The sequence below is a fragment of the Limosilactobacillus fermentum genome (genome assembly GCF_013394085.1).
GTDB lineage: Bacteria > Bacillota > Bacilli > Lactobacillales > Lactobacillaceae > Limosilactobacillus > Limosilactobacillus fermentum.
The window spans coordinates 524,387-544,720 of the sequence record NZ_CP040910.1; the positions used below are offsets into that span (position 1 = coordinate 524,387).

At 49.1% G+C, this 20,334-nt stretch carries 21 protein-coding genes and 2 tRNA genes; 15 read left to right on the forward strand and 8 right to left on the reverse strand.

Annotated features, from left to right (window positions below; genetic code table 11):
- Positions 1–88: 88 nt before the first annotated feature.
- The 5 genes from FG166_RS02505 to FG166_RS02525 all read left to right on the forward strand — a co-directional run bounded on the left by FG166_RS02505 (position 89) and on the right by FG166_RS02525 (position 4,871).
- Entirely contained in the window at positions 89–811 is a 723-nt protein-coding gene (locus tag FG166_RS02505; protein WP_003685809.1) for a response regulator transcription factor, read from the forward strand.
- Positions 811–2,313, forward strand: a complete 1,503-nt coding sequence (locus tag FG166_RS02510) for a sensor histidine kinase (protein WP_003682693.1) — start codon at positions 811–813, stop codon at positions 2,311–2,313. Before FG166_RS02505 ends, FG166_RS02510 begins: the two co-directional genes overlap by 1 nt.
- Before the next feature lie 202 nt (positions 2,314–2,515).
- Positions 2,516–3,376 carry a GRP family sugar transporter gene (locus FG166_RS02515; RefSeq protein ID WP_003682694.1) on the forward strand — a complete coding sequence of 287 codons (861 nt, stop codon included), beginning with the start codon at positions 2,516–2,518 and terminating at the stop codon, positions 3,374–3,376.
- A gap of 131 nt (positions 3,377–3,507) precedes the next feature.
- Positions 3,508–3,987 carry a helix-turn-helix domain-containing protein gene (locus FG166_RS02520; RefSeq protein ID WP_306387742.1) on the forward strand — a complete coding sequence of 160 codons (480 nt, stop codon included), beginning with the start codon at positions 3,508–3,510 and terminating at the stop codon, positions 3,985–3,987.
- Positions 3,984–4,871, forward strand: coding sequence for an IS3 family transposase (locus FG166_RS02525; protein WP_003682696.1), 888 nt, complete (start codon positions 3,984–3,986; stop codon positions 4,869–4,871). Before FG166_RS02520 ends, FG166_RS02525 begins: the two co-directional genes overlap by 4 nt.
- Before the next feature lie 97 nt (positions 4,872–4,968).
- On the opposite strand, the gene FG166_RS02530 is transcribed toward FG166_RS02525, so the two are convergent.
- Both FG166_RS02530 and FG166_RS02535 read right to left on the reverse strand, forming a co-directional pair.
- Positions 4,969–5,847 (reverse strand): IS3 family transposase, encoded by an 879-nt coding sequence (locus FG166_RS02530; protein ID WP_048340463.1) that lies wholly within the window; start codon positions 5,845–5,847, stop codon positions 4,969–4,971.
- Between the two features lie 23 nt (positions 5,848–5,870).
- Positions 5,871–6,158 (reverse strand): transposase, encoded by a 288-nt coding sequence (locus tag FG166_RS02535; protein ID WP_003688751.1) that lies wholly within the window; start codon positions 6,156–6,158, stop codon positions 5,871–5,873.
- Positions 6,159–6,602: 444 nt separating this feature from the next.
- On the opposite strand from FG166_RS02535, the gene ahpC reads away from it, so the two are divergent.
- The 4 genes from ahpC (at position 6,603) to FG166_RS02555 (ending at position 10,540) form a co-directional block, all read left to right on the forward strand.
- Complete coding sequence (gene ahpC / locus FG166_RS02540; protein ID WP_003685822.1) at positions 6,603–7,166, forward strand: alkyl hydroperoxide reductase subunit C; 564 nt, start codon at positions 6,603–6,605, stop codon at positions 7,164–7,166.
- A gap of 15 nt (positions 7,167–7,181) precedes the next feature.
- Positions 7,182–8,846, forward strand: coding sequence for an FAD-dependent oxidoreductase (locus FG166_RS02545; RefSeq protein ID WP_003682699.1), 1,665 nt, complete (start codon positions 7,182–7,184; stop codon positions 8,844–8,846).
- A 137-nt stretch (positions 8,847–8,983) separates the two neighbouring features.
- Complete coding sequence (locus FG166_RS02550; RefSeq protein WP_021815746.1) at positions 8,984–10,336, forward strand: glucose-6-phosphate isomerase; 1,353 nt, start codon at positions 8,984–8,986, stop codon at positions 10,334–10,336.
- 6 nt (positions 10,337–10,342) lie between these two features.
- Complete coding sequence (locus tag FG166_RS02555) at positions 10,343–10,540, forward strand: hypothetical protein (RefSeq protein WP_003682700.1); 198 nt, start codon at positions 10,343–10,345, stop codon at positions 10,538–10,540.
- Positions 10,541–10,700: 160 nt separating this feature from the next.
- Here FG166_RS02555 and FG166_RS02560 read toward each other — a convergent pair whose 3' ends face one another.
- Genes FG166_RS02560 through FG166_RS02570 form a run of 3 tightly spaced genes read right to left on the reverse strand, consistent with a single transcriptional unit; the run spans position 10,701 to position 12,783 of the window.
- Positions 10,701–11,183 carry a GNAT family N-acetyltransferase gene (locus FG166_RS02560; RefSeq protein WP_003682701.1) on the reverse strand — a complete coding sequence of 161 codons (483 nt, stop codon included), beginning with the start codon at positions 11,181–11,183 and terminating at the stop codon, positions 10,701–10,703.
- Between the two features lie 17 nt (positions 11,184–11,200).
- On the reverse strand, positions 11,201–11,902 hold the full coding sequence (locus FG166_RS02565) for a M57 family metalloprotease (protein ID WP_003682702.1): 702 nt from the start codon (positions 11,900–11,902) through the stop codon (positions 11,201–11,203).
- Positions 11,903–11,934: 32 nt separating this feature from the next.
- Positions 11,935–12,783: an aldo/keto reductase gene (locus tag FG166_RS02570; RefSeq protein ID WP_003682703.1), complete on the reverse strand. Its 849-nt coding sequence runs from the start codon at positions 12,781–12,783 to the stop codon at positions 11,935–11,937.
- Between the two features lie 139 nt (positions 12,784–12,922).
- Here FG166_RS02570 and tpiA point away from each other — a divergent pair, with 139 nt between their 5' ends.
- The gene (gene tpiA / locus FG166_RS02575; protein ID WP_003682704.1) at positions 12,923–13,699 is read left to right on the forward strand and encodes a triose-phosphate isomerase; all 777 of its coding nucleotides are present in this window, start codon (positions 12,923–12,925) and stop codon (positions 13,697–13,699) included.
- A gap of 101 nt (positions 13,700–13,800) precedes the next feature.
- On the opposite strand, the gene budA is transcribed toward tpiA, so the two are convergent.
- The 3 genes from budA to FG166_RS02590 form a co-directional block, all read right to left on the reverse strand.
- Positions 13,801–14,514, reverse strand: coding sequence for an acetolactate decarboxylase (gene budA, locus FG166_RS02580; protein WP_024500741.1), 714 nt, complete (start codon positions 14,512–14,514; stop codon positions 13,801–13,803).
- Between the two features lie 93 nt (positions 14,515–14,607).
- A tRNA-Glu gene (locus FG166_RS02585) sits at positions 14,608–14,680 on the reverse strand.
- A gap of 85 nt (positions 14,681–14,765) precedes the next feature.
- Positions 14,766–15,095, reverse strand: a complete 330-nt coding sequence (locus FG166_RS02590; RefSeq protein WP_003682708.1) for a hypothetical protein — start codon at positions 15,093–15,095, stop codon at positions 14,766–14,768.
- A 137-nt stretch (positions 15,096–15,232) separates the two neighbouring features.
- Here FG166_RS02590 and FG166_RS02595 point away from each other — a divergent pair.
- The 5 genes from FG166_RS02595 (at position 15,233) to FG166_RS02615 (ending at position 20,305) form a co-directional block, all read left to right on the forward strand.
- Positions 15,233–15,305: transfer RNA gene (locus FG166_RS02595), tRNA-Gln, on the forward strand.
- A 169-nt stretch (positions 15,306–15,474) separates the two neighbouring features.
- Positions 15,475–16,125 carry a hypothetical protein gene (locus FG166_RS02600; RefSeq protein WP_080543049.1) on the forward strand — a complete coding sequence of 217 codons (651 nt, stop codon included), beginning with the start codon at positions 15,475–15,477 and terminating at the stop codon, positions 16,123–16,125.
- A 158-nt stretch (positions 16,126–16,283) separates the two neighbouring features.
- A complete protein-coding gene (locus FG166_RS02605; RefSeq protein WP_003682713.1) occupies positions 16,284–16,745 on the forward strand; it encodes a MarR family winged helix-turn-helix transcriptional regulator in 462 nt (153 codons plus the stop codon).
- Positions 16,738–18,489 (forward strand): ABC transporter ATP-binding protein, encoded by a 1,752-nt coding sequence (locus tag FG166_RS02610; RefSeq protein WP_003682715.1) that lies wholly within the window; start codon positions 16,738–16,740, stop codon positions 18,487–18,489. Before FG166_RS02605 ends, FG166_RS02610 begins: the two co-directional genes overlap by 8 nt.
- Complete coding sequence (locus FG166_RS02615; RefSeq protein ID WP_003682717.1) at positions 18,464–20,305, forward strand: ABC transporter ATP-binding protein; 1,842 nt, start codon at positions 18,464–18,466, stop codon at positions 20,303–20,305. The genes FG166_RS02610 and FG166_RS02615 overlap by 26 nt, the downstream gene beginning before the upstream one ends.
- The last annotated feature ends 29 nt before the right edge of the window (positions 20,306–20,334 follow it).

Here is a 20,334-nt window from a genome sequence, read left to right on the forward strand (position 1 = left end):
ATGAATAAAACAAACATCACCGCCAATGTCGTCTATAATAGGTAGCACAGATATCCGAATGAAAATAAATGCGAAGGACGGAATGATAATGAAAATCCTGATGATTGAAGATAACCGCTCGGTATGTGAAATGATGTCGATGTTTTTTAAAAAGGAGAAGTGGGACGCCACTTTTGCTTACGATGGTGAGGAAGCCGTGGAAAAGTTTGCGGCCGAAGCCGACGACTGGGAAATGGTGCTCCTAGATTTAAACCTCCCGAAAAAAGACGGGATGCAAGTGGCCGCCGACATTCGCCGGATTTCGCCGACGGTACCGATCATCATCTTGACGGCTCGGGACTCGGAAAGTGATCAAGTGCTGGGGCTCGAAATGGGGGCGGATGACTACGTAACCAAGCCCTTTAGCCCGCTGACCTTAATCGCCCGGATCAAGGCCTTGCGCCGGCGGGTCCAATTGTCGGGAATCGCCAACAAAGCCGAACAAGTGACCTCCGAATTCGACATTCAAACTAGCCACTTCAAGCTCAACTCCAAGACCCGCGAGGCTTATTTAAACGGCAACTTAATTTCCAACTTAACCCCGAAGGAATTTGACCTGTTAAAGACCCTGGCCTCTAAGCCAAAGCAGGTCTTTACCCGGGAGCAGCTCTTACAGTTGGTTTGGGATTACGAATTTTACGGTGATGAGCGAACCGTCGACGCCCACATTAAAAAGCTCCGCCAAAAAATTGAAAAGGTGGGGCCAAAGGTGATTCAAACCGTTTGGGGGGTCGGCTACAAATTTGACGACAGCGAGGCGGATGATAAATAATGCGGTTAATGTACCGGCAGATGCTCGGCTTTGTGGCCGTCATCTTGTCATTAATGGCGATCCTCACGGTGTCGTTTATTTCGGTCACGGACCAAACCATTTACCAATCGACGTGGCGACAACTCACTAAGTATTCGGATAGCTTGGTTTGGGATTCGATTCGCTACAACCCCAAGACTAACGACTTTGCGGGCTTTGAAAACTCGGCACTCTCTAGCAACGCCCGTCTTTTGTCGCGCCAGGATGTGCACTTTGCCATCTATAACGCGGCCAAAAAGGAACTATATGCTAGCAATGGCTTTACGCCAAAGTTAACCGCTAGTGATTGGAAACACCTCAAAAACGGTGATATCGTCAAGAAAAAGGCTGATTACCCGGCCTTTCGTCGGGTTAACGTGGAGGGCAAGGAGTCATATAAGACGTCCTCTGAAATGACCTTAATTATTCACCCCTACTTCTACAAGCAAAAGCTAGTGGCGATCGTAACCATTGGGACCTTTGTTTCCACGATTCGCCAAAACGTTAAGCAACTGCTGAAGAACTTTGTCTTCGCCTTTTTGCTGGCTTTGCTAGTGGCCCTAGTGATTTCTTATATGATCGCCCGCTCGTTAACCAAGCGAATTGATAAGCTCAACACCGCGACCCATTTGGTGGCCCAGGGTAATTATCAGGTTCACTTGGATAACAAGAATAAGGATGAACTGGACGAACTAAGCGCCAACTTTAACCAGATGGTCGGCTCCCTACGTGCGTCACGAGAGGAAATCCGTCGCCAAGAAGAACGGCGTAAGCAGTTCATGGCCGACGTAGCCCACGAGATGCGCACCCCGTTGACCACGATCAATGGGCTTTTGGAGGGGCTAGCTTACGATGCGATCCCTGAAGAAGATAAGATGCACAGCATTCAGTTGATGCAAAATGACACCAAGCGCTTGATCCGGCTAGTGAACGATAACCTAAATTACGAGAAGATCCGGACTAACCAGATCAGCATGGAACGCAAGGTCTTTGATGCCGCTGCCGTGCTGGAAAATCTAAGGGATCAACTGCGCAAGAAAGCGGCTGCCAACAAGGATGAGCTAAAGCTAGTAGTGCCCGATAGCATTCCGGTTTATGCCGATTACGATCGCTTTGTCCAAATCATGTTTAACATCATCCAAAACGCGATTCAGTTTACCACCGGCGGCCAGATTACAATTAGTGCCCAGCGGGTGGCCCAAGGGACCGAGGTTAAGGTGGCAGACACCGGGATTGGGATGACCGAAGAGCAGGTGCAAAACATTTGGGAGCGTTTCTACAAGGCTGACCGCTCACGAATGAACTCCCAGTACGGGGAGTCTGGCTTGGGGATGGCAATCGTTCGCCAATTAGTGGAATTGCACGGTGGCAAAATTGACGTTGATTCGACTTACGGGCAGGGGACGACCTTTACCGTCTTCTTCCCGGATCGGGAGTACGCCCCCCACAACGGGAGTAAACACGATCACCACGACGATGCATAAACCAGTTTATTAGACTAAATTTACTGAAAATGGTAAGTAGACCAATTTTTTTTAAAGCGCTGTGGTTAGCGTAAAACCATTTACGGACTCTCCTAGACCGGGAACTTGTGTTTTTGAAAAGATTGCGAAACCGGTTACTATGTTATAGAATATTTAGGTTGAGATTTGAGAATTCTAGATTGTTAGGAGAGAGAGAATAGAGATGGAATACTTAATCGCACTTATCCCTGCCCTCGGGTGGGGGTTGATGCCGCTGATTACCGGGAAAATGGGTGGCTCCGAAGCCAACCAAATTTTCGGGATTGGAGCCGGAGCTTCAATCGTGGGGATCATCGCCTTTTTGATTACCCAACCAACCGTATCGGCGGGCGCCTTTATCTTTTCGATGGTCTGTGGGGCCCTGTGGTCAACGGCCCAAATTGGTCAGTTCGTGTCCTTTAAGCGGATGGGGGTTTCCTCTACGATTCCGCTGTCAACCGTGTTCCAACTGGTCGGGAACTCCCTGATCGGGGTGATGATCTTTGGTGAATGGAGGGGTGCTAAGGCCCTCCTGATCGGTTTTGGGGCCCTGTTAATCGTGATCATCGGGGCCTTGATGACTTCGGTTTCTGATAAGAAGGGTGATAGTAAGGTAACCACCAGCAACGTCATCTTCTTATTAGCAACGACGATCGGTTACTGGATTTACTCTTCCTTCCCGAAAATTCCATACTTGGCTAACCAAAGCTCAGAGGGGATCTTCTTACCGGAAGTGTTGGGGATCTTGGTCGGGGCAATCCTGTACGAGCTCTTTACCGGTAACGCCAAGGCCTTTGGACAAAAGGAGCAATACACCAATATCTTAGGTGGGATCTCTTGGGGGATCGCGGCCTTTGCCTACATCTTTGCCGCCCGGAGTTTAGGGGTTAACGTTGCCTTTATTTTCACGCAGTTGAACGTGGTGATTGCAACCTTTGGTGGGATCTTAGTTCTTCACGAACACAAGTCTAGCCACGAAATGAAGTTCACCCTGCTGGGAATCTTGCTAATTGTAATCGGTTCTGTTGCTACCATTTTTGCTTAATTTGAAATCACCAAAAGCCACCGGCGTTCTGAAGTGAACCCCCGAGATTGGACAATAATCTCGGGGGTTTTATTATGGCTAAATTTAATTTAGAGTTACGAATTTCTATTGTGACATAATATTTAACGGGTATTAGTTCCATTCAATTGGCCAGAAAATACCATATTGCCAACAATGAAACGATTCTCCTATGGGTTCATCGCTTTAATCGTTTTGGCATTGCAGGATTAAAACCGAGACCTATGAACTTGGAATACTCTAGTGAGTTCAAGATAGAAGTATTAAACTGGAAACAACAGCACCAAGCTTCGCTTTCAGAAACAGCACTACACTTCAATCTCTCTTCACCAAGTACTATCTGGCAATGGCAAAGAAAGTTTGATTTAAAGGGACTCAGTGGCCTAAATAGAGTGAGAGGAGATCCAAAGACTATGGCTAAGCATAAGCATAAAAAAGTAACCAAACCCACAACAGCACAAATTCAAGCACGCCACGATAAAGATGAGTTAAAGCAACTCAAGCAAGAAAATAAGATGTTAAGAATCGAGAATGAATTCCTAAAAAAACTCGATGCCTTAGATCACGAAAAATCAGCTCACGCGAAACCGTGACCTTAATTGATGATCTGAGGCGAGTCTTCAAAACGTCGATTAGTTTTATCCTCAAAGCCGTTAAGATACTACGTGGCACGTACTATTACACTAATCACAGCCAGGGACGAAAATATGATGATGACCAGGTTATCCAAGCCATTGATGAAATTCGCCAAACAGATGCCAAGTATACTCAAAAATACGGTTACCGTCGCATAACGTTAGTTATGCATGAACAGGGATTTAAAGTTAATCACAAACGCGTCCTCCGAATTATGAAGGAACAAGGCTGGACAAGTCAGGCCTTTAATAAGCAAACTCGTAAATATAACTCATACAAAGGAGTTGTTGGTAGAATCGCCAAAAACAAGTTACACCGGCGATTCAAGACAGATCGACCATATCAAAAACTTGTCGCCGACGTTAGTGAATTTCGATACGGTCAGATGAGTCAAAGTGAACGAATCTATTTAGAGCCCATCATGGATTTATTTTCGGGTGAAATTTTGGCATTTAACATTAGTGCACATCCAACTCTTGAGTTTGCGTTGAAGCCACTAAAAGAAGCATTAGATGGACTACCTGAGCTTCCTTATCGAACAACGGTACACACAGATCAAGGATTTCAGTACCAACATAAGCAGTGGCAAAAAACGCTTAAAACTCATCATACCTTTCAGAGTATGTCCCGTAAGGCGACTTGCTTAGATAACGCCGCCATGGAATCATTCTTTCATCTCATGAAAGCAGAGATGATGGATGAACACTTCGAAAATCCAGAGAGTCTCGCGCAAGCGATGACTGAATGGATTGAGTTTTATAATAACCGTAGAATCAGGACCAAGCTAAAAGGCAAGTCACCAGTACAATACCGAGAACTTGCCAATCAGTTAGTAGCTTAATTTAGTTGTCCAAACTTGTGGGTTCACTTCACGTTCGTAATTCGAAGGGTGGTCCCCTGTCAATAAAATAGACAATTTAAATAGAGACTTTTTTGTCCTATGCCACGACTAAATTTTGAATTTGAGTTTGATACTCATCTTCAAGTTGCTTTGGTGATTTGAATCCACAGTGACTGTGAATTCTAACTGTGTTGTAAAACGTTTCAATGTACTGAAAAACTAGTCGTTTAGCTTCGGAGTATGAATGGATTTTAAACCGATTTATCCATTCACGCTTAATCAAGGCATGAAACGACTCAATGCAGGCATTATCCCAAGGATAAGCTTTCTTTGAATAGCTTAATGTCATGTTAGCTGTAACTTGATTGTAAGCTTCAGACGTAAACTGACTACCACGATCACTGTGCATGATTAATGGCTTGCTAATATGGCGACTGTGCTTAGCCTTTTCAATAAGTGGGATGACATTCGATACCTCCAAGGTTTCAGATAAGTCCCAACCAATGATCCGTCGGGAGTACAAGTCCATAATACTGGTTAAATAAACGAATCCGTCATGAACTGGAATATAAGTGGTGTCAATGCACCAAACGGCGTTTGGTCGCAATGGATTGAACTGCTCGTCTAAAATATTTATTAGCTGTTTATCAAACTTAGAATTGCGAGTGGTAGTCGTCCAAGGGGTTAGGTAAACGGCGTGAATGCCAAGTTCACGCATATACTTACCAACAGTTCGTTCAGCGATCTTATATCCTTTTGAGCGAAGTTCTTGGGTGATTTTGCCGGCACCGTAAATACAAAGGCTTTTGAGCCAAATTGCTTTAATTTCACCTTGAATAAACTTCTTCCGAAGCTTTCGCAGTGATTGGTGATTATGACGCTTTTCTCGTTGATAGTAACCACTTCTTGAGATTCCAACATAATCACACATACCATTGATGGAAGGGTGGGATTCCAAAGCGTGCTGAACGTCCATTTCTTGGTATACCTTTTCGGTAGTTACTTGCTCAGAATCCCGATTGATTTTTTTAATACTTCGATCGCTCCTTCAGCGTCACGAAGTTGACGCTTTAGTCGTGCAATCTCCTTGTCCTTATCGCTGGCAAAATTACCAGAGCCACGGCCAAACTCCCCAGTCTCAGTAAACAGCTTAATCCATTTATGTAATGTACTAGCCCCAATACCTAGATTCTTACTTATTTCATTCATGGTCATGTGATCCTTGTTATCTAAGTAATACTGAACGGCCTGTTCCTTAAATTCCTTGTCATAACTGTGCTTCGTCATTATTTGATCCTCCAATTTACTTCCTTAATTATACTAAATCAGAGTCTCTATTTAACTTGTACACTTTTTATTCTAGGCCCAGGGGGTGCCTTTTAAGTTAGTTGTTAACTAATTAAATAAACTGGTTGATTGTTTCAGATTTGACCCCGGTGATTGTAAGAGAATATGGGTGGTAAAGAGGGCATTGTACTGGTTAACCCAACGCTGTGGGTAAGTCAGGGGAAATAGGCCGAAATTTACAAACACTTACTGATATTAAAATTATTTTACCCGCTTTCTTGGGTGGTATACAATAACAGCAAGTAAGGGTCGACCCTTGCTCAACTGTTACGTAACTTTAGGGATAATTACCCTTGGATTTTAAATTAAGGTTTACACTAAGTTAGAATCGTGCTAATCTAGTGGTTGTAGATGATAATCGTTCTAACCAAGGAGGACATTCAGATGAACTTTTTAAACCAAGAAATTGACGACTTTAAGGTGCAAGCATACCAAGATGGTGACACCAAGGAAGTTACTAAGGCGGACGTCCTGGGTAAGTGGAGTATCTTCTTCTTCTACCCGGCCGACTTCTCTTTTGTTTGTCCAACGGAACTAGAAGCATTACAAGATAAGTACGAAGAATTTAAGCAAGCAGACGCCGAAATTTACTCGGTTTCCGAGGACACGGAATTCGTTCACAAGGCCTGGGCAGAAGCTTCCGAGGAAATCGGTAAGGTAAAGTACCCAATGTTGGCTGACCCAGCCGGTAAGTTAGCACGCATGTTTGATGTCTTGGACGAAGAAGCAGGCCAAGCTTACCGGGGTGTCTTCATCGTGGATCCTGATGGGAAGATCCAATCTTACACCATTAACAACATGGGGATTGGTCGTTCGGCAGAGGAAATTTTACGGACGCTTCAAGCGGCCCAATTCGTTCGCGAACACGGTGACCGCGTTTGCCCAGCTAACTGGAAGCCAGGCGACGATACCATTAAGCCAAGCCTTGACCTAGTCGGCAAACTGTAAAGGGCGGTGATCCCGATGGACCAAGAGCACATTTACGATTTAATTATCATCGGCGCCGGACCGGCCGGGCTTTCCGCCGGAATTTATGCCGGACGTGCAACGTTAGATACCCTAATTTTAGAAGCGGACACGGTTGGTGGTCAGGTCACGACCACGTCAATTGTTTATAACTACCCAGCCGCGCCGGCCATTGATGGCACTAAGTTAGCCAACCAGATGCAAAAGCAAGCCGCTGACTTTGGCGTAACCATTAAACGTGATGGGGTGCAGGAGGTTCAACTGGATGGCGAGATCAAGGTAATCACCACCAAGAGTGGGCACCAATACCAAGCCCGTAGCGTTGTTGTCGCTACTGGGGCTCACCCACGCAAGGTTGGCTTTAAGGGCGAAGATGAATTTCGGGGCCGTGGGGTAGCTTACTGCTCCACTTGTGACGGGGAGCTCTTCTCCGGCCTGCAGGTCTTCGTTGTTGGTGGTGGGTATGCCGCTGCCGAAGAAGCCGACTACCTGACCCGCTACGCTAAGCACGTAACGGTTCTCGTCCGTGGTGATCACTTCTCTTGTCCACCACTGACGGCTTCACGGGCACTCGATAACCCGAAGGTCTCCGTTGAGTATAACACCGAGATCAAAGAGGTTTCAGGAGACACCTACTTAACGGCGATGACCTTGGTTAACAATCAGACTGGCCAAGAACAAACCTACCAAGTTGAAGAGGGCGATAAGACCTTTGGCGTTTTCGTCTATGTTGGAACGGAACCAGAAACGGACCTCTTTAAGGGGCAACTAGACCTCGACAGCCATGGTTACATCCTGGCCGATGAACGGTGCGCCACCAACATTGCCGGGGTTTACGCCGCGGGGGATGTTTTGGCTAAGGAATTACGCCAGATCATTACGGCAGCTTCCGATGGTGCGTTGGCGGCTACGAACGCGGAGGCTTACGTAACGGCGGAAAAGAAGCGCTTGGGCATCCCTGTTCACGTTACCCCAGCTAAGCCAGCGGCCAAGACCGTGGGCCAAACTAGCCAGGTGGCGGACCAGCCAGCGCCCCAACACACTGGTGATTGGTTCACCCCTGACCTCGTTGAGCAACTAAAGGCAATCTTTGGGCGCTTAACTAAGGACGTGACCCTCCAGGTGCTGGGGGACGATAGCCCATTAAGCCAGGAGTTAACCTCCTTTGTTGATGAGTTAGCGAAGTTGGATTCCCACCTCCAAGTTGCAACCGCACCGGTTCCGGCCGACCTTGACTTGGCACCACAGCTTCGCTTGCTTGTTGATGGTCTAGACACCGGGTTACACTTTGCTGGGGTTCCGACCGGTCACGAAATTAATTCCTTGATTTTGGGGATTTACAACGTGGCGGGGCCGGGGCAAGAGATTGCGCCAGAATTGGTGGAACGGATCAAGGCCCTGCCGGCAACCGAAATTGAGATCGGGGTTTCCTTAACCTGTCACTTCTGCCCGGACGTGGTGGCCGCTTGCCAGCGGATGGCCTCGTTAAACCCACGAGTAACGGCAACCATGATCGACCTGCAACACTTCCCGCAGCTTCGTGAGGAACGGCAGATCATGTCCGTTCCCGCCACGATGATTGATGGTGGGCCGGTGATCTTCGGTAGCCAAACCTTGGAAGAATTGGTCCAGGCGGCTGAACAGGCGACAGTTAAAAGCTAAGAAAATCAAAAAGTGGATTGGTCTTAACCAAAAGACCGGTCCACTTTTTTGGTGCCAGAGATTGAAAACGGCTCCACAAACGGTTATTATTCTTATTAGTGAAAAGTATGACAAGTAAGAAAGAGGTAATTGAAGACATGGAAACGTTATCGTTTGATTCAAGTGCGTTAAAGAAGTTTGTTCACCCAAACGAACTCGGTGAAATGCAGGCGATGGTGACCGCCGCCGACAGCGAGTTGCGCAACGGCACTGGGGCCGGCGCCGACTTCCGCGACTGGCTGCACCTGCCAACCGACTACGACAAGGACGAGTTCGCCCGGATCAAGGCGGCCGCCAAGAAGATCCAAGCCGATTCCGAGGTCTTAGTCGTAATCGGGATCGGGGGCTCTTATTTGGGCGCCCGGATGGCGGTGGATTTCTTGCACCACTCCTTTTACCAGGCCCAAACCGCGGCGGACCGCAAGCAACCGCTGGTCCTCTTTGCCGGCAACAGCCTTTCCTCTTCTTACATCGCCGACCTGATCGACGTGATCGGCGACCGCGACTTCTCGGTTAACGTGATCTCCAAGTCCGGGACGACGACCGAACCGTCAATTGCCTTCCGGGTCTTCCGCCAACTGCTAGAAGACAAGTACGGGGTCGACGGGGCCAACGCCCGGATCTACGCCACCACCGACCGTCAGCGCGGCGCCTTAAAGACCGAAGCCGACGCCGAGGGTTGGGAAACCTTCGTGATTCCGGACGGGGTCGGCGGCCGGTTCTCAGTCCTGACTGCTGTGGGGCTCTTGCCGATTGCCGTTTCCGGCGCCGACATCGACCAACTAATGGCCGGGGCCGCCAAGGCCGAAGCCACCTACGTCAACCCGGATCTGACCCAAAATGAGGCTTACCAGTACGCCGCTTACCGCAACATTTTGTACCGCAAGGGATACACGACCGAACTGCTGGAAAACTACGAACCAAACATGACGATGCTGGCCGAATGGTGGAAGCAACTGGCCGGTGAATCCGAAGGCAAGGACCAAAAGGGGATTTACCCGTCCAGCGCTAACTTCACCACCGACCTCCACTCCCTGGGTCAATACATCCAAGAGGGACGCCGTAACCTGATGGAAACGGTCGTGAAGCTGGCCGAACCAAACCACAACGTCAAGGTGCCGAGTGCCAAGAGCGACCTCGACGGCCTCAAGTACCTGGAAGGCAAGGAAATTGATTGGGTCAACACCCAAGCTTACCGGGCCGTGGTCGCTGCTCACACCACCGGGGGCGTGCCGGTGATGACCGTCAACATTGCCAAAGAAGACGAGTTTACCCTCGGTTACCTGATTTACTTCTTTGAAGTGGCGATCGCGATTTCCGGTTACCTAAACGGGATCAACCCGTTCAACCAACCAGGGGTCGAAGCTTACAAGACCAACATGTTTGGCCTGCTGGGCAAGCCGGGCTTTGAAGAAATCGGTGAACAACTCAAGAAAGAAATTAACGACTAATTGACAATGAAGGCCCGGTTAAGGAAACTTTACCGCCAGTTGCAGCAACAACTAGCGGTGGGAATGGTGACTACGGTGGTGCTAGCAATTTTAAGCATCAGCGGCTCGTGGCCCTTTGTCAGTTACATGACCCTCGCCGCCCTAGTCTACTGCCTGGTTATTCTAGGCTTGTGGCTATGGGTGGCAATCGAGTTACACAGGTAAGCGGGTGAGGTGACCTCCTGGTAAACCTAATAACTGAGCGAGGACGGAGGTTGCTACGGACTGCAATGAGTCAAGCCCCTTAACTAAATGAAAGCCGGCTAATTCGCAATTTGGCGAATTGGCCGGCTTTTTTCGATTAAGATTACTTACTAACTTGGCCTTAAAGCGGCTTAATCATGTTGTACCAAACCTCGTTAGCATGGGTAGAGGTTGCCACCCCGTGGTTTTGGTAGCCATTGCGCTCGTAAAAGGGAATCCGGTCGACCAGACAGGTTAACGTCAACTGGCGACATCCCAGGTTGGTGGCTACCTTACTAAGGGCGGTCAGTAGCTGGCTACCAATGCCTTGGCTTCGGTTGGCCGGGGCAACGGCTAGCGATAGCACCATCACTGAGGAGGGGTGGGAAGCTGACTTGACGCCAGGTTCGTACATCCAGTCCTCAATGACGTCGCCAACTAGGGCCGGTCCACAGATAAAACCGAGGACCGTGTCCCCCACTTTGGCGACCAAAAAGGTTTCGGGAAAGTGATTAATGCGGTCAATGAAGGCCTGGCGACTTCCCGCCTCTTCGGGGGTAAAGCCGGCCCGTTCAATGGCCACAATTTGCTCGAGATCGGTTAAGCTTGCCTGGGTAATTTGCATGGGGTCCTCCGAGAAACTTAGTTAGTAGAGCTGGTGGAACTTGCACTAGCGCTTTGGCTGTACAGCTTTTGGACGTTTTGGACGTCGGCTGGCTGGATCGAATAGTTCGACCCGGCTGGTTGCATGACCGAGACCTCGTTGCTGTGGTCCAAGCCAATTACGTGACCGAGCTCGTGTTCCGCCGTGTTGACGATTCGCTGGTAGGAATAGCCGTAGGTTGGATTAAGTAAGTAGGCCCGGTTTAGGTAAAGCTTACCGGAGACAAAGTAGCCGGTGGCTTCGTCGAGGCTCATTTGGGTTAGCCCCGCGGCTTGGTTGGAGCTATTATCCATCGTCGAGACGATCACATCGGCCTTTTTCTTATCGGTGGTGATGTTAAAGGTAAAAGCTCCGGTACCGTTCCACTGACTGACGGCGTCTTCCATGGCGCTCTTGAGGGTGGGGTTTTGAATGGCGATGTACAAGGTGGCACTGGTCTTGACCCAGCGCCCGCCGCCGCCCTCGTTAATGGTGCTCGTGTGACTCTGGTGTTCCTTTTGGGTGGTGGTCGACGTTTCTTGACCCGTTAGTTCCCGGACGTAGTTCTCCAGGTTTAAGACAACGGTGTCGGTCCGTTCATGAAAGGTAGCGTTATTTTGGTAGGCCCAGATCCCGGCCGCAAACAGGGCGAAATAGACCAGGGGCGTGATCAAAAAGCGAAGGAAACGAATGGCACTCACCTCCCGATGGGTAAAAAAGCAACGCCCCGTCGTTAGTGGGGATACTGTTGGTTAAATTCGTAAACTAGTTCGGGTTCCTGACTGAGCCGGTGATTTTTATCCAGGCTTGCGATCAGCGCCATTTCTTCGTCGGTTAAGGAGAAGTCATAAATGGCGGCGTTTTGGCTAATTCGGGCTTCGTGAACCGACTTAGGGATAAAGGAAATTCCGGATTGCAGGTGCCAACGCAAGATTACTTGGGCCACGGAGCGGTCGTGGTGGTCGGCAATTTGCTTAAGAACCGGTTCCTCCATTAATTGCCCCCGACCTAGTGGTGCCCAGGCCTGGGTAACGATTTGGTGTTCCTGGTTGTACTTAATCATCGGCGTTTCTTGTAGCCAGGGGTGGCGTTCCAGTTGGTCAACGACAGGCATTTCCCGTGCCTGGGTGGCCAAGTACTGGAGATGGATCATGCTATAGTTTGACACCCCAATTGACTTGGTAAGCCCGGCCTTTTTCAGGTCTTCAAAGGCCCGCCAAGTGGCAAAGAAGTGTTCGTTAACCGGCCAGTGAACCAGCAATAAGTCAACGTAATCTAATTGAAGGCGGGCTAAGGATTCCTTGACCGAGGCGATTGCCTGATCGTAGCCCTGGTTTTTCTCCGCGACCTTAGTGGTGATGAAGTAGTTGTCGCGTGGTTGGTTAAGTTCCTTGAGGGCCTTGCCCAAAGCGGCTTCGTTTTCATACATCTGGGCGGTATCAAAGAGCCGGTAACCGACCTGGTAGGCGTGGGTAACGGCCTTGATCAGTTCTTGATCATCGGTAATTTTGTATACCCCAAAACCGTGGGCGGGCATTTGGTTACCATCGGCTAAGGGAATTAAGTTGGTTGAAATGTCCATAAACGGATTCCTCCTCGGTGATTTCTTCCATTATAACCAAAAATGGCGGGAAGGGAATTAGTTGTACTTGCCACCGCTAGTTTAAGACGAGTAAAATAATCAAAGAGTTTCCACTAGCAACGAAAGCGAGGGATTAACCATGCGCAAACCATTTGTGGTCGCGAATTGGAAAATGCACAAGAGCGTTGATGAAGCGTTAGACTTTATCCGGAGCTTGCAAGGCCGGCTTCCCGATGCCGACTTAGTCGAATGCGGGGTCGCCGCCAATTTCTTAGCCCTGTACCCAATGTTACAAGAGGTCAAGGGCCAACCGCTGGAAATTATTTCGCAAAACGCCTATGCCGAATACGAGGGGGCCTACACCGGTAAGGTAAGTCCTAAGGCCCTGGCCGACGCCGGAATTAATTATGCCTTGTTAGGCCACATTGAACGGCGCAAGCTTTTTAATGAAACGGACGATTTGGTTAACCGAAAGGTAATCGCCACCTTGCAGGCCGGGATGACCCCGATTATTTGTACCGATGAGACGATGATTCAAAAAGAGTTTAGTGGTAGCGTCCACTACGTCTTTGAACAGTTAATCAACGTCTTGCGGGGCGTTTCCTTCGACCAGGTAAAAAACATTATCATTTCTTACGAACCGAGCTGGGCGGTCGGGGTTGGTCAACACGCCAACCCGAACCTGGCCGAAGAAGGGTGCCGCTTGATTCGGCAAACGATCGCCGACTCGTATTCTTACGAGGTGGCCGATAAGATCCGAATCCTCTACGGTGGGAGCGTTAATCCCGAAAACATTAAGCAAATCATGAACAAACCGGACATTGATGGGGTCTTAATTGGCCGGGCAAGCCTCGACGCCGATAACTTCTTGTCGATGATCAATACGGTAGTCGAACTTTATAAGGGTGCTAAATAGGACAGTAGGGGCGTGGTTATTGGCCACGTTGCCTGTCTAGCATTATTGAATACAGTAAGGGGCTAAGAGAAAACTGGTTTTTCTCTTAGCCCCTCTGTTAATTAAAACTGTTCGGCCTTTTCAATCACGCTTAGGATGTCGTCTTGGCTAAAGTCGTGGTTCATGAAATCAGCATCATTCGTCGGTAGGTGCAGGTCCAGTGAATCAAATTGTTGGAAACCTAGGGCACCCGTGGCACCCCCGACGGCGAGCACGTGGCCGCCAAAGGTGTGGTCGTCTGATAAGAAGTGCCAATGGAATCCACCCACGGCCGCTCCGGCGTACAGGGTCGGCATGAAGTAGCCTAACAAGGTCCCTTCAATGATGTCAGCTTGAAAGACCCGTTGATCATCCGCAGTTTGGGCGAGGGTTTTATACGGCGGGTTAGACTTGATGACCGCCCGGGTGGTTACGTTTTTAAAGGTCCCCTTAACTTCAACGGAGAAAAAGGTGTTGGCGCTGTGGCCCTTTAAAATGTGCTTCCCTAGTTGGTCGAGTTCTAGGTCGGCAACGTTTCCCAGTGACTGGTAGTCGGCCCAGTGGATATTACCAAACGGAATCGTGTCTTGCTTTGGCATTACCCGGACCTCACCGTTGCCGCGGACCTGGTAGACCACGCCGTTTAGGATGATTAACTCACCATCGAGTCCCTCCCCGGTGCCAATACCGGTATCACCGTGTTCCAATAGCCCACCGCTAGTGAGGGTTCCCTTTAAAAGTCCGGGTACCAGTAGGGCGAGGGTACCGTGTTGGTATAAAACGTTGGTTTTGACCATGATTACTTCCTCCGTAGTGATTCTTGATGATCTGAAAACAAAAATAGGATGAACGACCGTCGTAACGGCGTTCATCCTATTTTGCTTTATAAGTCACCCGCACGGGGATCGAACCCGTAACTCCGCCTTGAGAGGGCGACGTCTTAACCGATTTGACCAGCGGGCAATCAATGTTTGGGGAGTTAATTAATAAGACCCAAGCATTAGTTTACAAGATTTATGGTCGTTTGTAAAGGGGCATCTTTCCCCCGTTACTCATAAGATAGTTCCAGTAGGTAGGCCCCTCTTTTGGGGAGGTGACTGGTGGTTACCCAGACGTCGTGGTAACCAGGTTTACCCTGAGCGGTCAGTTGGTAGTAGTCATCAAGTAGGGCGCCGTTTTTAGCGACAAAGTCAGGGGAAAGCCGGTTGACCATTAGGTGGCCTTCCGGAAAGTAGTAAGCGGCGTCGGCAACGGAAACGGAGTCCTTAAACAACAAGGAGACCGTATTTTGGTACTGAGCAGTAGAAGTCATGACCAGCTCCGGGTGGTGCTGGAGCTTGGTTAAAACGTTGTAAAGTGAATCCGAATTACTAGCCATCAATAATCCTCTCTTTCTCTGCAGCTTATTGTAACCCATTTTTAGGGGTGGAAAACAATCATTTTGACGAAAAACCTTGACGAGACAACAAAATTTGATATACTTAATACCGTTGCTTAACCAAGCAAAACTTTTATTGGGCATTCGCCAAGCTGGTAAGGCACTGGACTCTGAATCCACAATGCGCTGGTTCGAACCCAGCATGCCCAATCTTTACACGTCCTGCGGGACGTGTTTTTTTATGCCCTGAAAACGGGCGCCCACCATCACTTTCGACAAATAAGTAACATTTCTTGCGATTCAGTTACAAATTTATTGCAAAAGTGTTACAATGAATTTGTAAACAAATAGGAAATTTAATAAACCGTGATGGGGGGTAATGACTATGATGATTAAGAGCAAGGTTCTTACTAGCACAGTGATGTTGATGGCTGTTTTAGGATTAGCGGGGTGCGCCAACGCCAACACGAGTGCGCCCTCATCATCAAGTTCCAAGGCATCGAGTGCCAAGGTGGTTAAGGATAGTGGAAGCAAGAAGGCCACTGGTGAAAAGGCAAGTATGTCGAGTAGTCAAAATAGTTCAGCGGTTAGCCAAGCAACTAGTTCCAAGGTATCGAGTACCGCAAGTAGCACCACTAACGTTAGCCAAGCGGCTAGCACCTCAAGCACACCGGCTTCTTCAACTAGTCGTCAGGTAGCTAGTGCGACAGCCACTAAACAGGCAACGCCAACGACACCGGCAGCTGCAAGCGTTGCGTCCGCTTCTAGTAGCCAAGCTAGTTCTAGTAGCGTGGTAACTAGCCCGGCAACGGACACGTCAGTTTTACAAAAGTTCTTCGCCGCTAGCGGGGTTAGCCAAGCGAATGGTGATATTTACTTAGTAACCCCCAAGGCGGACGGTAGCTATCAAGTTGAGATCCGTAACAACGGTGGTGACCCGCAAGTTGCCAGCTTGGTAGGGATGTACCAATACAACCCAACCACTAACCAAGTACAAAAGATGAATATCGTAACGGGGCAATATGAGTAATTAAGTTAGTTTAGTAACGCAAGAGACTTGGAGAACGTTGGTGTTCTCCAGGTCTTTTTTTGGGTTAAATTAGTTGACGCAAGGGAGAATCTGAGTAAAACTAACAATCATTAGAAGTCTAATGATTATAAGTCTAACGATTTTGAGGAGGGGGACTAGTGGTAAGTGATGAGGAGATCTTTCAAAGCTATCACGACTTATTTATGCAAATTCGTGACGTGGTGATTAAACATAAGAAGGCGGCGGGCTTTCATGGGTCGGCACGGATCCTTGAGTCGCTTAATAAACAAGCGGACTTGTCACAACGCCAATTAGCGGATGAAGCAAGCATCAAACCCGGTTCGTTAACGGTAGCAATTGAAAAATTGGAGCGCCAGGGTTTGGTCACCAGAAAGCGTGATCCCCACGACAAGCGGATTATCCGGGTGGCGATTACGCAAGCGGGGCGAGAGCAATGGGCTAAGGTTCAGGCGGACCGGGAGCGGTTTGGTCAACAGTTACTAAGTCCGCTTACGCCATCGGAACGTGAACAAACTTATCAAATTGCAATCAAGCTTCGCCAAGCATTAATTGACCACTATGGTGAGACCAACGCACGAAAGGAGTTTTTCGATGATTAGAATCGCACGGCGCAACCTAGAGAAATTGCCGGCCCTCTTGGCGGTCATCTTCTTATTGGTTCAGGTGGCGGCCGATCTGTACCTGCCGACCATCACCTCGGACTTAATTGATAAGGGGGTGATTAACCATGATATGGCCTACATTTGGCAACAAGGTGGCATAATGCTCTTGGTGGCCGCCCTCGGGTTGCTAGCCTCGGCTTGTAACGTTTACTTCGCCTCCACCCAGGGAATGAAGGTGGGGCAAAAGTTACGCCGGCAAATTTATCACAAGGTGTTAACCTTTTCGAGCAAGGAGATGTCTGACTTTGGTGATTCGTCTTTAATCACTAGGTCGACTAACGACATCGTCCAGGTTCAAAACGTGATGGTTCAGTTTTTACGGATGATGCTTCAATCACCGATCATGTTGGTGGCAGCCATCATCCTGGCTTACCACCGCGAGCCGCGCTTAACGGGAGTTTTTGCCATCTCCTTGCCGGTCCTTGCCATCGTGGTAATTGGGGTGATGTACTTTGCCGTTCCGCTCTTTAAGAGTATTCAAAAGAAGACCGACCGGATTAACCTGGTCTTTCGGGAAGGCTTGACCGGGGTGCGAGTAATTCGGGCCTTTAACCAGGACCAGCGGGAACAAGACCGTTTCGAAGGGGCCAACGCCGATTACACCAACACCGGGATTAAGGCCTTCACCCTGGTTTCGTTACTCTTCCCAATCATGACTCTAATCCTTTCCCTAACTAACATTGGGATTATCTGGGTGGGAGCCAAGTTGATTGCTAACATGAGCATGCAAGTAGGGAACCTGATCGCCTTTATGACCTACTCGACCCAGATCCTGATGTCCTTTATGATGCTGTCCATGCTGTTTGTCTTTATTCCACGGGCCTCAGCTTCAGCTGCCCGTTTAAATGAAGTTTTAGATCGGCGCCCTAGCGTTAGTGACCCCACACCGGATGAACAACTGAGTGTGGTTAAGGACGCACCAGCCAGCCTAACTTTTGATCACGTTAACTTCCGTTATGAAGGAGCCGAGGAACTGGCCTTGACCGACCTGAACTTTAAGGTTCAAGCCGGACAAACCCTAGCCATTATCGGGGGGACCGGTTCGGGTAAGTCCTCGTTGGTTAACTTAATTCCTCACCTTTTCAACGTTGAAAGCGGACAGATTGAGGTCAACGGTCAACCGATCGACCGCTTGAGTCAACATGATTTACACCAAGAAATCTCGATCACCCAGCAAAAGGCGGTCCTCTTTACCGGGACCGTTCGTTCCAACCTGCAGTTTGGTTATGAAACAGCGACCGAAGACGATATGTGGCGGGCACTAGAGATTGCCCAAGCTGCCGACTTCGTTAGAGAAGAGGGGGGCTTAGATACCATCGTCGAACAGGACGGGAGTAACTTCTCCGGGGGACAACGCCAACGGCTGGCAATTGCCCGGACAATTATTAAAACGGCTTCCGTATACATCTTTGACGACTCCTTTTCCGCACTAGACTTCAAGACCGACGCCAAGTTACGCCAAGCCTTGCGCAGAGACCCGCAAATTCAGCGCGCCGTATCAGTAATTGTGGCCCAACGAATTTCAACGGTGGCCGACGCCGACCTTATTTTAGTGGTTGATGACGGTAAGGTGGTCGGCCAAGGGAGTCACGAAGAACTCAAGGCCACTAATAAGACCTACCAAGAAATTCTGCACTCGCAGATTCAAGAGGGGGATGAAGAACGTGCACAACGGAAATAGACACCAAAAAGACGGCGCCAAGGTACAACACTTTTGGAAGACGACGGGCCGTTTGCTCACTTATTTGAAGCCTTGGAAGTGGGGCGTGATTATTTCGATCCTGGTTGCGATTGCGTCGGTGGTCTTTCAAGTGATGGCCCCCAAGGTGTTAGGGGAGGCCACAACGGTTATCTATAATGGCGTCTTGAAGGGGGCGTCTGAAATGAAGCTGGGGATGCACCTAAGCAAGTACCCGATTGACTTCACTAAGATTGGCCAAATTGTGATCGCTGTTTTAGTGATGTACGCATTGTCGGGCTTATTTTCCTTCGTCCAACAAGTGATGATGACCCGGATTTCGCAACGGGTGGTTTACCAACTACGGCAGGATTTTAAGTCTAAGATGTCCCGGTTACCAGTCTCTTTTTACGACACCCATCCCAACGGGGACATCATGAGCCGGATGGTTAACGATATGGATAACATCTCCGGTACCCTCCAAAACGGGATGATTCAAATCATTACTTCCGCCCTGACCTTCGTGGGGGTATTGGCCCTCATGATTTCGATCTCGTGGAAGTTAACCTTAGTCGCCCTAATTACCGTTCCATTATCATTAGTGATTATTGGCTTTGTGGCACCAACGGCTCAGCGCCTCTTTGTCCGGCAGCAGGCGGTATTAGGTAAGATTAACGCGCAGGTGGAAGAAACTTACGCTGGCCACACAATCGTCCGGACCTTTAACCGGGAAGCGGACCAAGAAGCGCAGTTTGAAGAAAAAAACACCGCCTACTACCAAGCCGCTTGGAAGGCCCAGTTCTTCTCCATTTTGATGTACCCAGCGATGGCCTTTGTCCGGAACCTGGGTTACTTGATGGTTGCGGTGGTCGGGGCGTTGCAAGTGGTGAACGGCCAGATTACCCTGGGGAACGTCCAGGCCTTCTTGCAATACACCAATCAGTTCTCGCAGCCAATCACCCAGATTGCTAGCCTGGCCTCGACCATTCAGCAGACGATCGCCTCAGCGGAACGGATTTTTGAGGTGCTAGACCAAGACGAAATGGACACTGACTTGGCTGATCAAACCGTCTTGCCGGGGCCACAGCCCAAAGTTGAGTTTAAAGACGTTAACTTTAGCTACGATGACCAGCCGTTAATTCAAGACTTCAATCTCAAGGCCGAGCAGAATCACATGGTGGCGATTGTGGGGCCAACCGGGGCCGGAAAGACGACGATTATTAACCTCTTGGAGCGCTTTTACGACGTCAAGGGAGGCCACATCTATTTGGATGGGCGCGATACCCGTTCCTTTACGCGGCCGGAATTGCGCAAGAAGATTGCCATAGTGCTACAAGATACCTGGCTGTTTACGGGGACGATTTACGACAACATCAAGTACGGTCGTGAAGATGCCACTGAAGAAGAGGTCTACGCGGTTGCCAAACAGGCCCACGCCGATACCTTCATCCGTCAATTACCCAATGGTTACCAAACCGTATTGGACGAATCGGCCTCCAATATTTCTCAAGGGCAACGCCAACTGCTGACGATTGCCCGGGCCTTCTTGGCCGACCCGGAGGTCTTAATCTTGGATGAGGCGACCTCGTCAGTCGACACCCGGACCGAAGAGGCGATTCAAGACGCCATGAATGACATCCAAAAGGGGCGGACCAGCTTTGTGGTGGCCCACCGCTTGTCAACGATCCGCAGCGCCGAGCAAATCATCGTGATGAACCACGGTCAAATTATTGAAACCGGGGACCACGATAGCTTAATGGCAAAGGGCGGTTTTTACGCCGACCTGTACAACAGTCAGTTTGCCGGCAATCAGATTTAAGGTTCGATTTAAAACACCCCCGTTTGGAA

What these genes read in the sequence shown, in the direction of transcription:
- FG166_RS02535 (WP_003688751.1), bottom strand. Translation starts at nt 6,158, where the DNA reads ATGACGAAGCACAGTTATGACAAGGAATTTAAGGAACAGGCCGTTCAG.
- FG166_RS02510 (WP_003682693.1), top strand. Translation starts at nt 811, where the DNA reads ATGCGGTTAATGTACCGGCAGATGCTCGGCTTTGTGGCCGTCATCTTG.
- FG166_RS02505 (WP_003685809.1), top strand. Translation starts at nt 89, where the DNA reads ATGAAAATCCTGATGATTGAAGATAACCGCTCGGTATGTGAAATGATG.
- FG166_RS02550 (WP_021815746.1), top strand. Translation starts at nt 8,984, where the DNA reads ATGGAAACGTTATCGTTTGATTCAAGTGCGTTAAAGAAGTTTGTTCAC.
- tpiA (WP_003682704.1), top strand. Translation starts at nt 12,923, where the DNA reads ATGCGCAAACCATTTGTGGTCGCGAATTGGAAAATGCACAAGAGCGTT.
- FG166_RS02600 (WP_080543049.1), top strand. Translation starts at nt 15,475, where the DNA reads ATGACTATGATGATTAAGAGCAAGGTTCTTACTAGCACAGTGATGTTG.
- FG166_RS02530 (WP_048340463.1), bottom strand. Translation starts at nt 5,847, where the DNA reads ATGGACGTTCAGCACGCTTTGGAATCCCACCCTTCCATCAATGGTATG.
- ahpC (WP_003685822.1), top strand. Translation starts at nt 6,603, where the DNA reads ATGAACTTTTTAAACCAAGAAATTGACGACTTTAAGGTGCAAGCATAC.
- FG166_RS02515 (WP_003682694.1), top strand. Translation starts at nt 2,516, where the DNA reads ATGGAATACTTAATCGCACTTATCCCTGCCCTCGGGTGGGGGTTGATG.
- FG166_RS02545 (WP_003682699.1), top strand. Translation starts at nt 7,182, where the DNA reads ATGGACCAAGAGCACATTTACGATTTAATTATCATCGGCGCCGGACCG.
- FG166_RS02570 (WP_003682703.1), bottom strand. Translation starts at nt 12,783, where the DNA reads ATGGACATTTCAACCAACTTAATTCCCTTAGCCGATGGTAACCAAATG.
- FG166_RS02610 (WP_003682715.1), top strand. Translation starts at nt 16,738, where the DNA reads ATGATTAGAATCGCACGGCGCAACCTAGAGAAATTGCCGGCCCTCTTG.
- budA (WP_024500741.1), bottom strand. Translation starts at nt 14,514, where the DNA reads ATGGTCAAAACCAACGTTTTATACCAACACGGTACCCTCGCCCTACTG.
- FG166_RS02555 (WP_003682700.1), top strand. Translation starts at nt 10,343, where the DNA reads ATGAAGGCCCGGTTAAGGAAACTTTACCGCCAGTTGCAGCAACAACTA.
- FG166_RS02560 (WP_003682701.1), bottom strand. Translation starts at nt 11,183, where the DNA reads ATGCAAATTACCCAGGCAAGCTTAACCGATCTCGAGCAAATTGTGGCC.
- FG166_RS02590 (WP_003682708.1), bottom strand. Translation starts at nt 15,095, where the DNA reads ATGGCTAGTAATTCGGATTCACTTTACAACGTTTTAACCAAGCTCCAG.
- FG166_RS02615 (WP_003682717.1), top strand. Translation starts at nt 18,464, where the DNA reads ATGAAGAACGTGCACAACGGAAATAGACACCAAAAAGACGGCGCCAAG.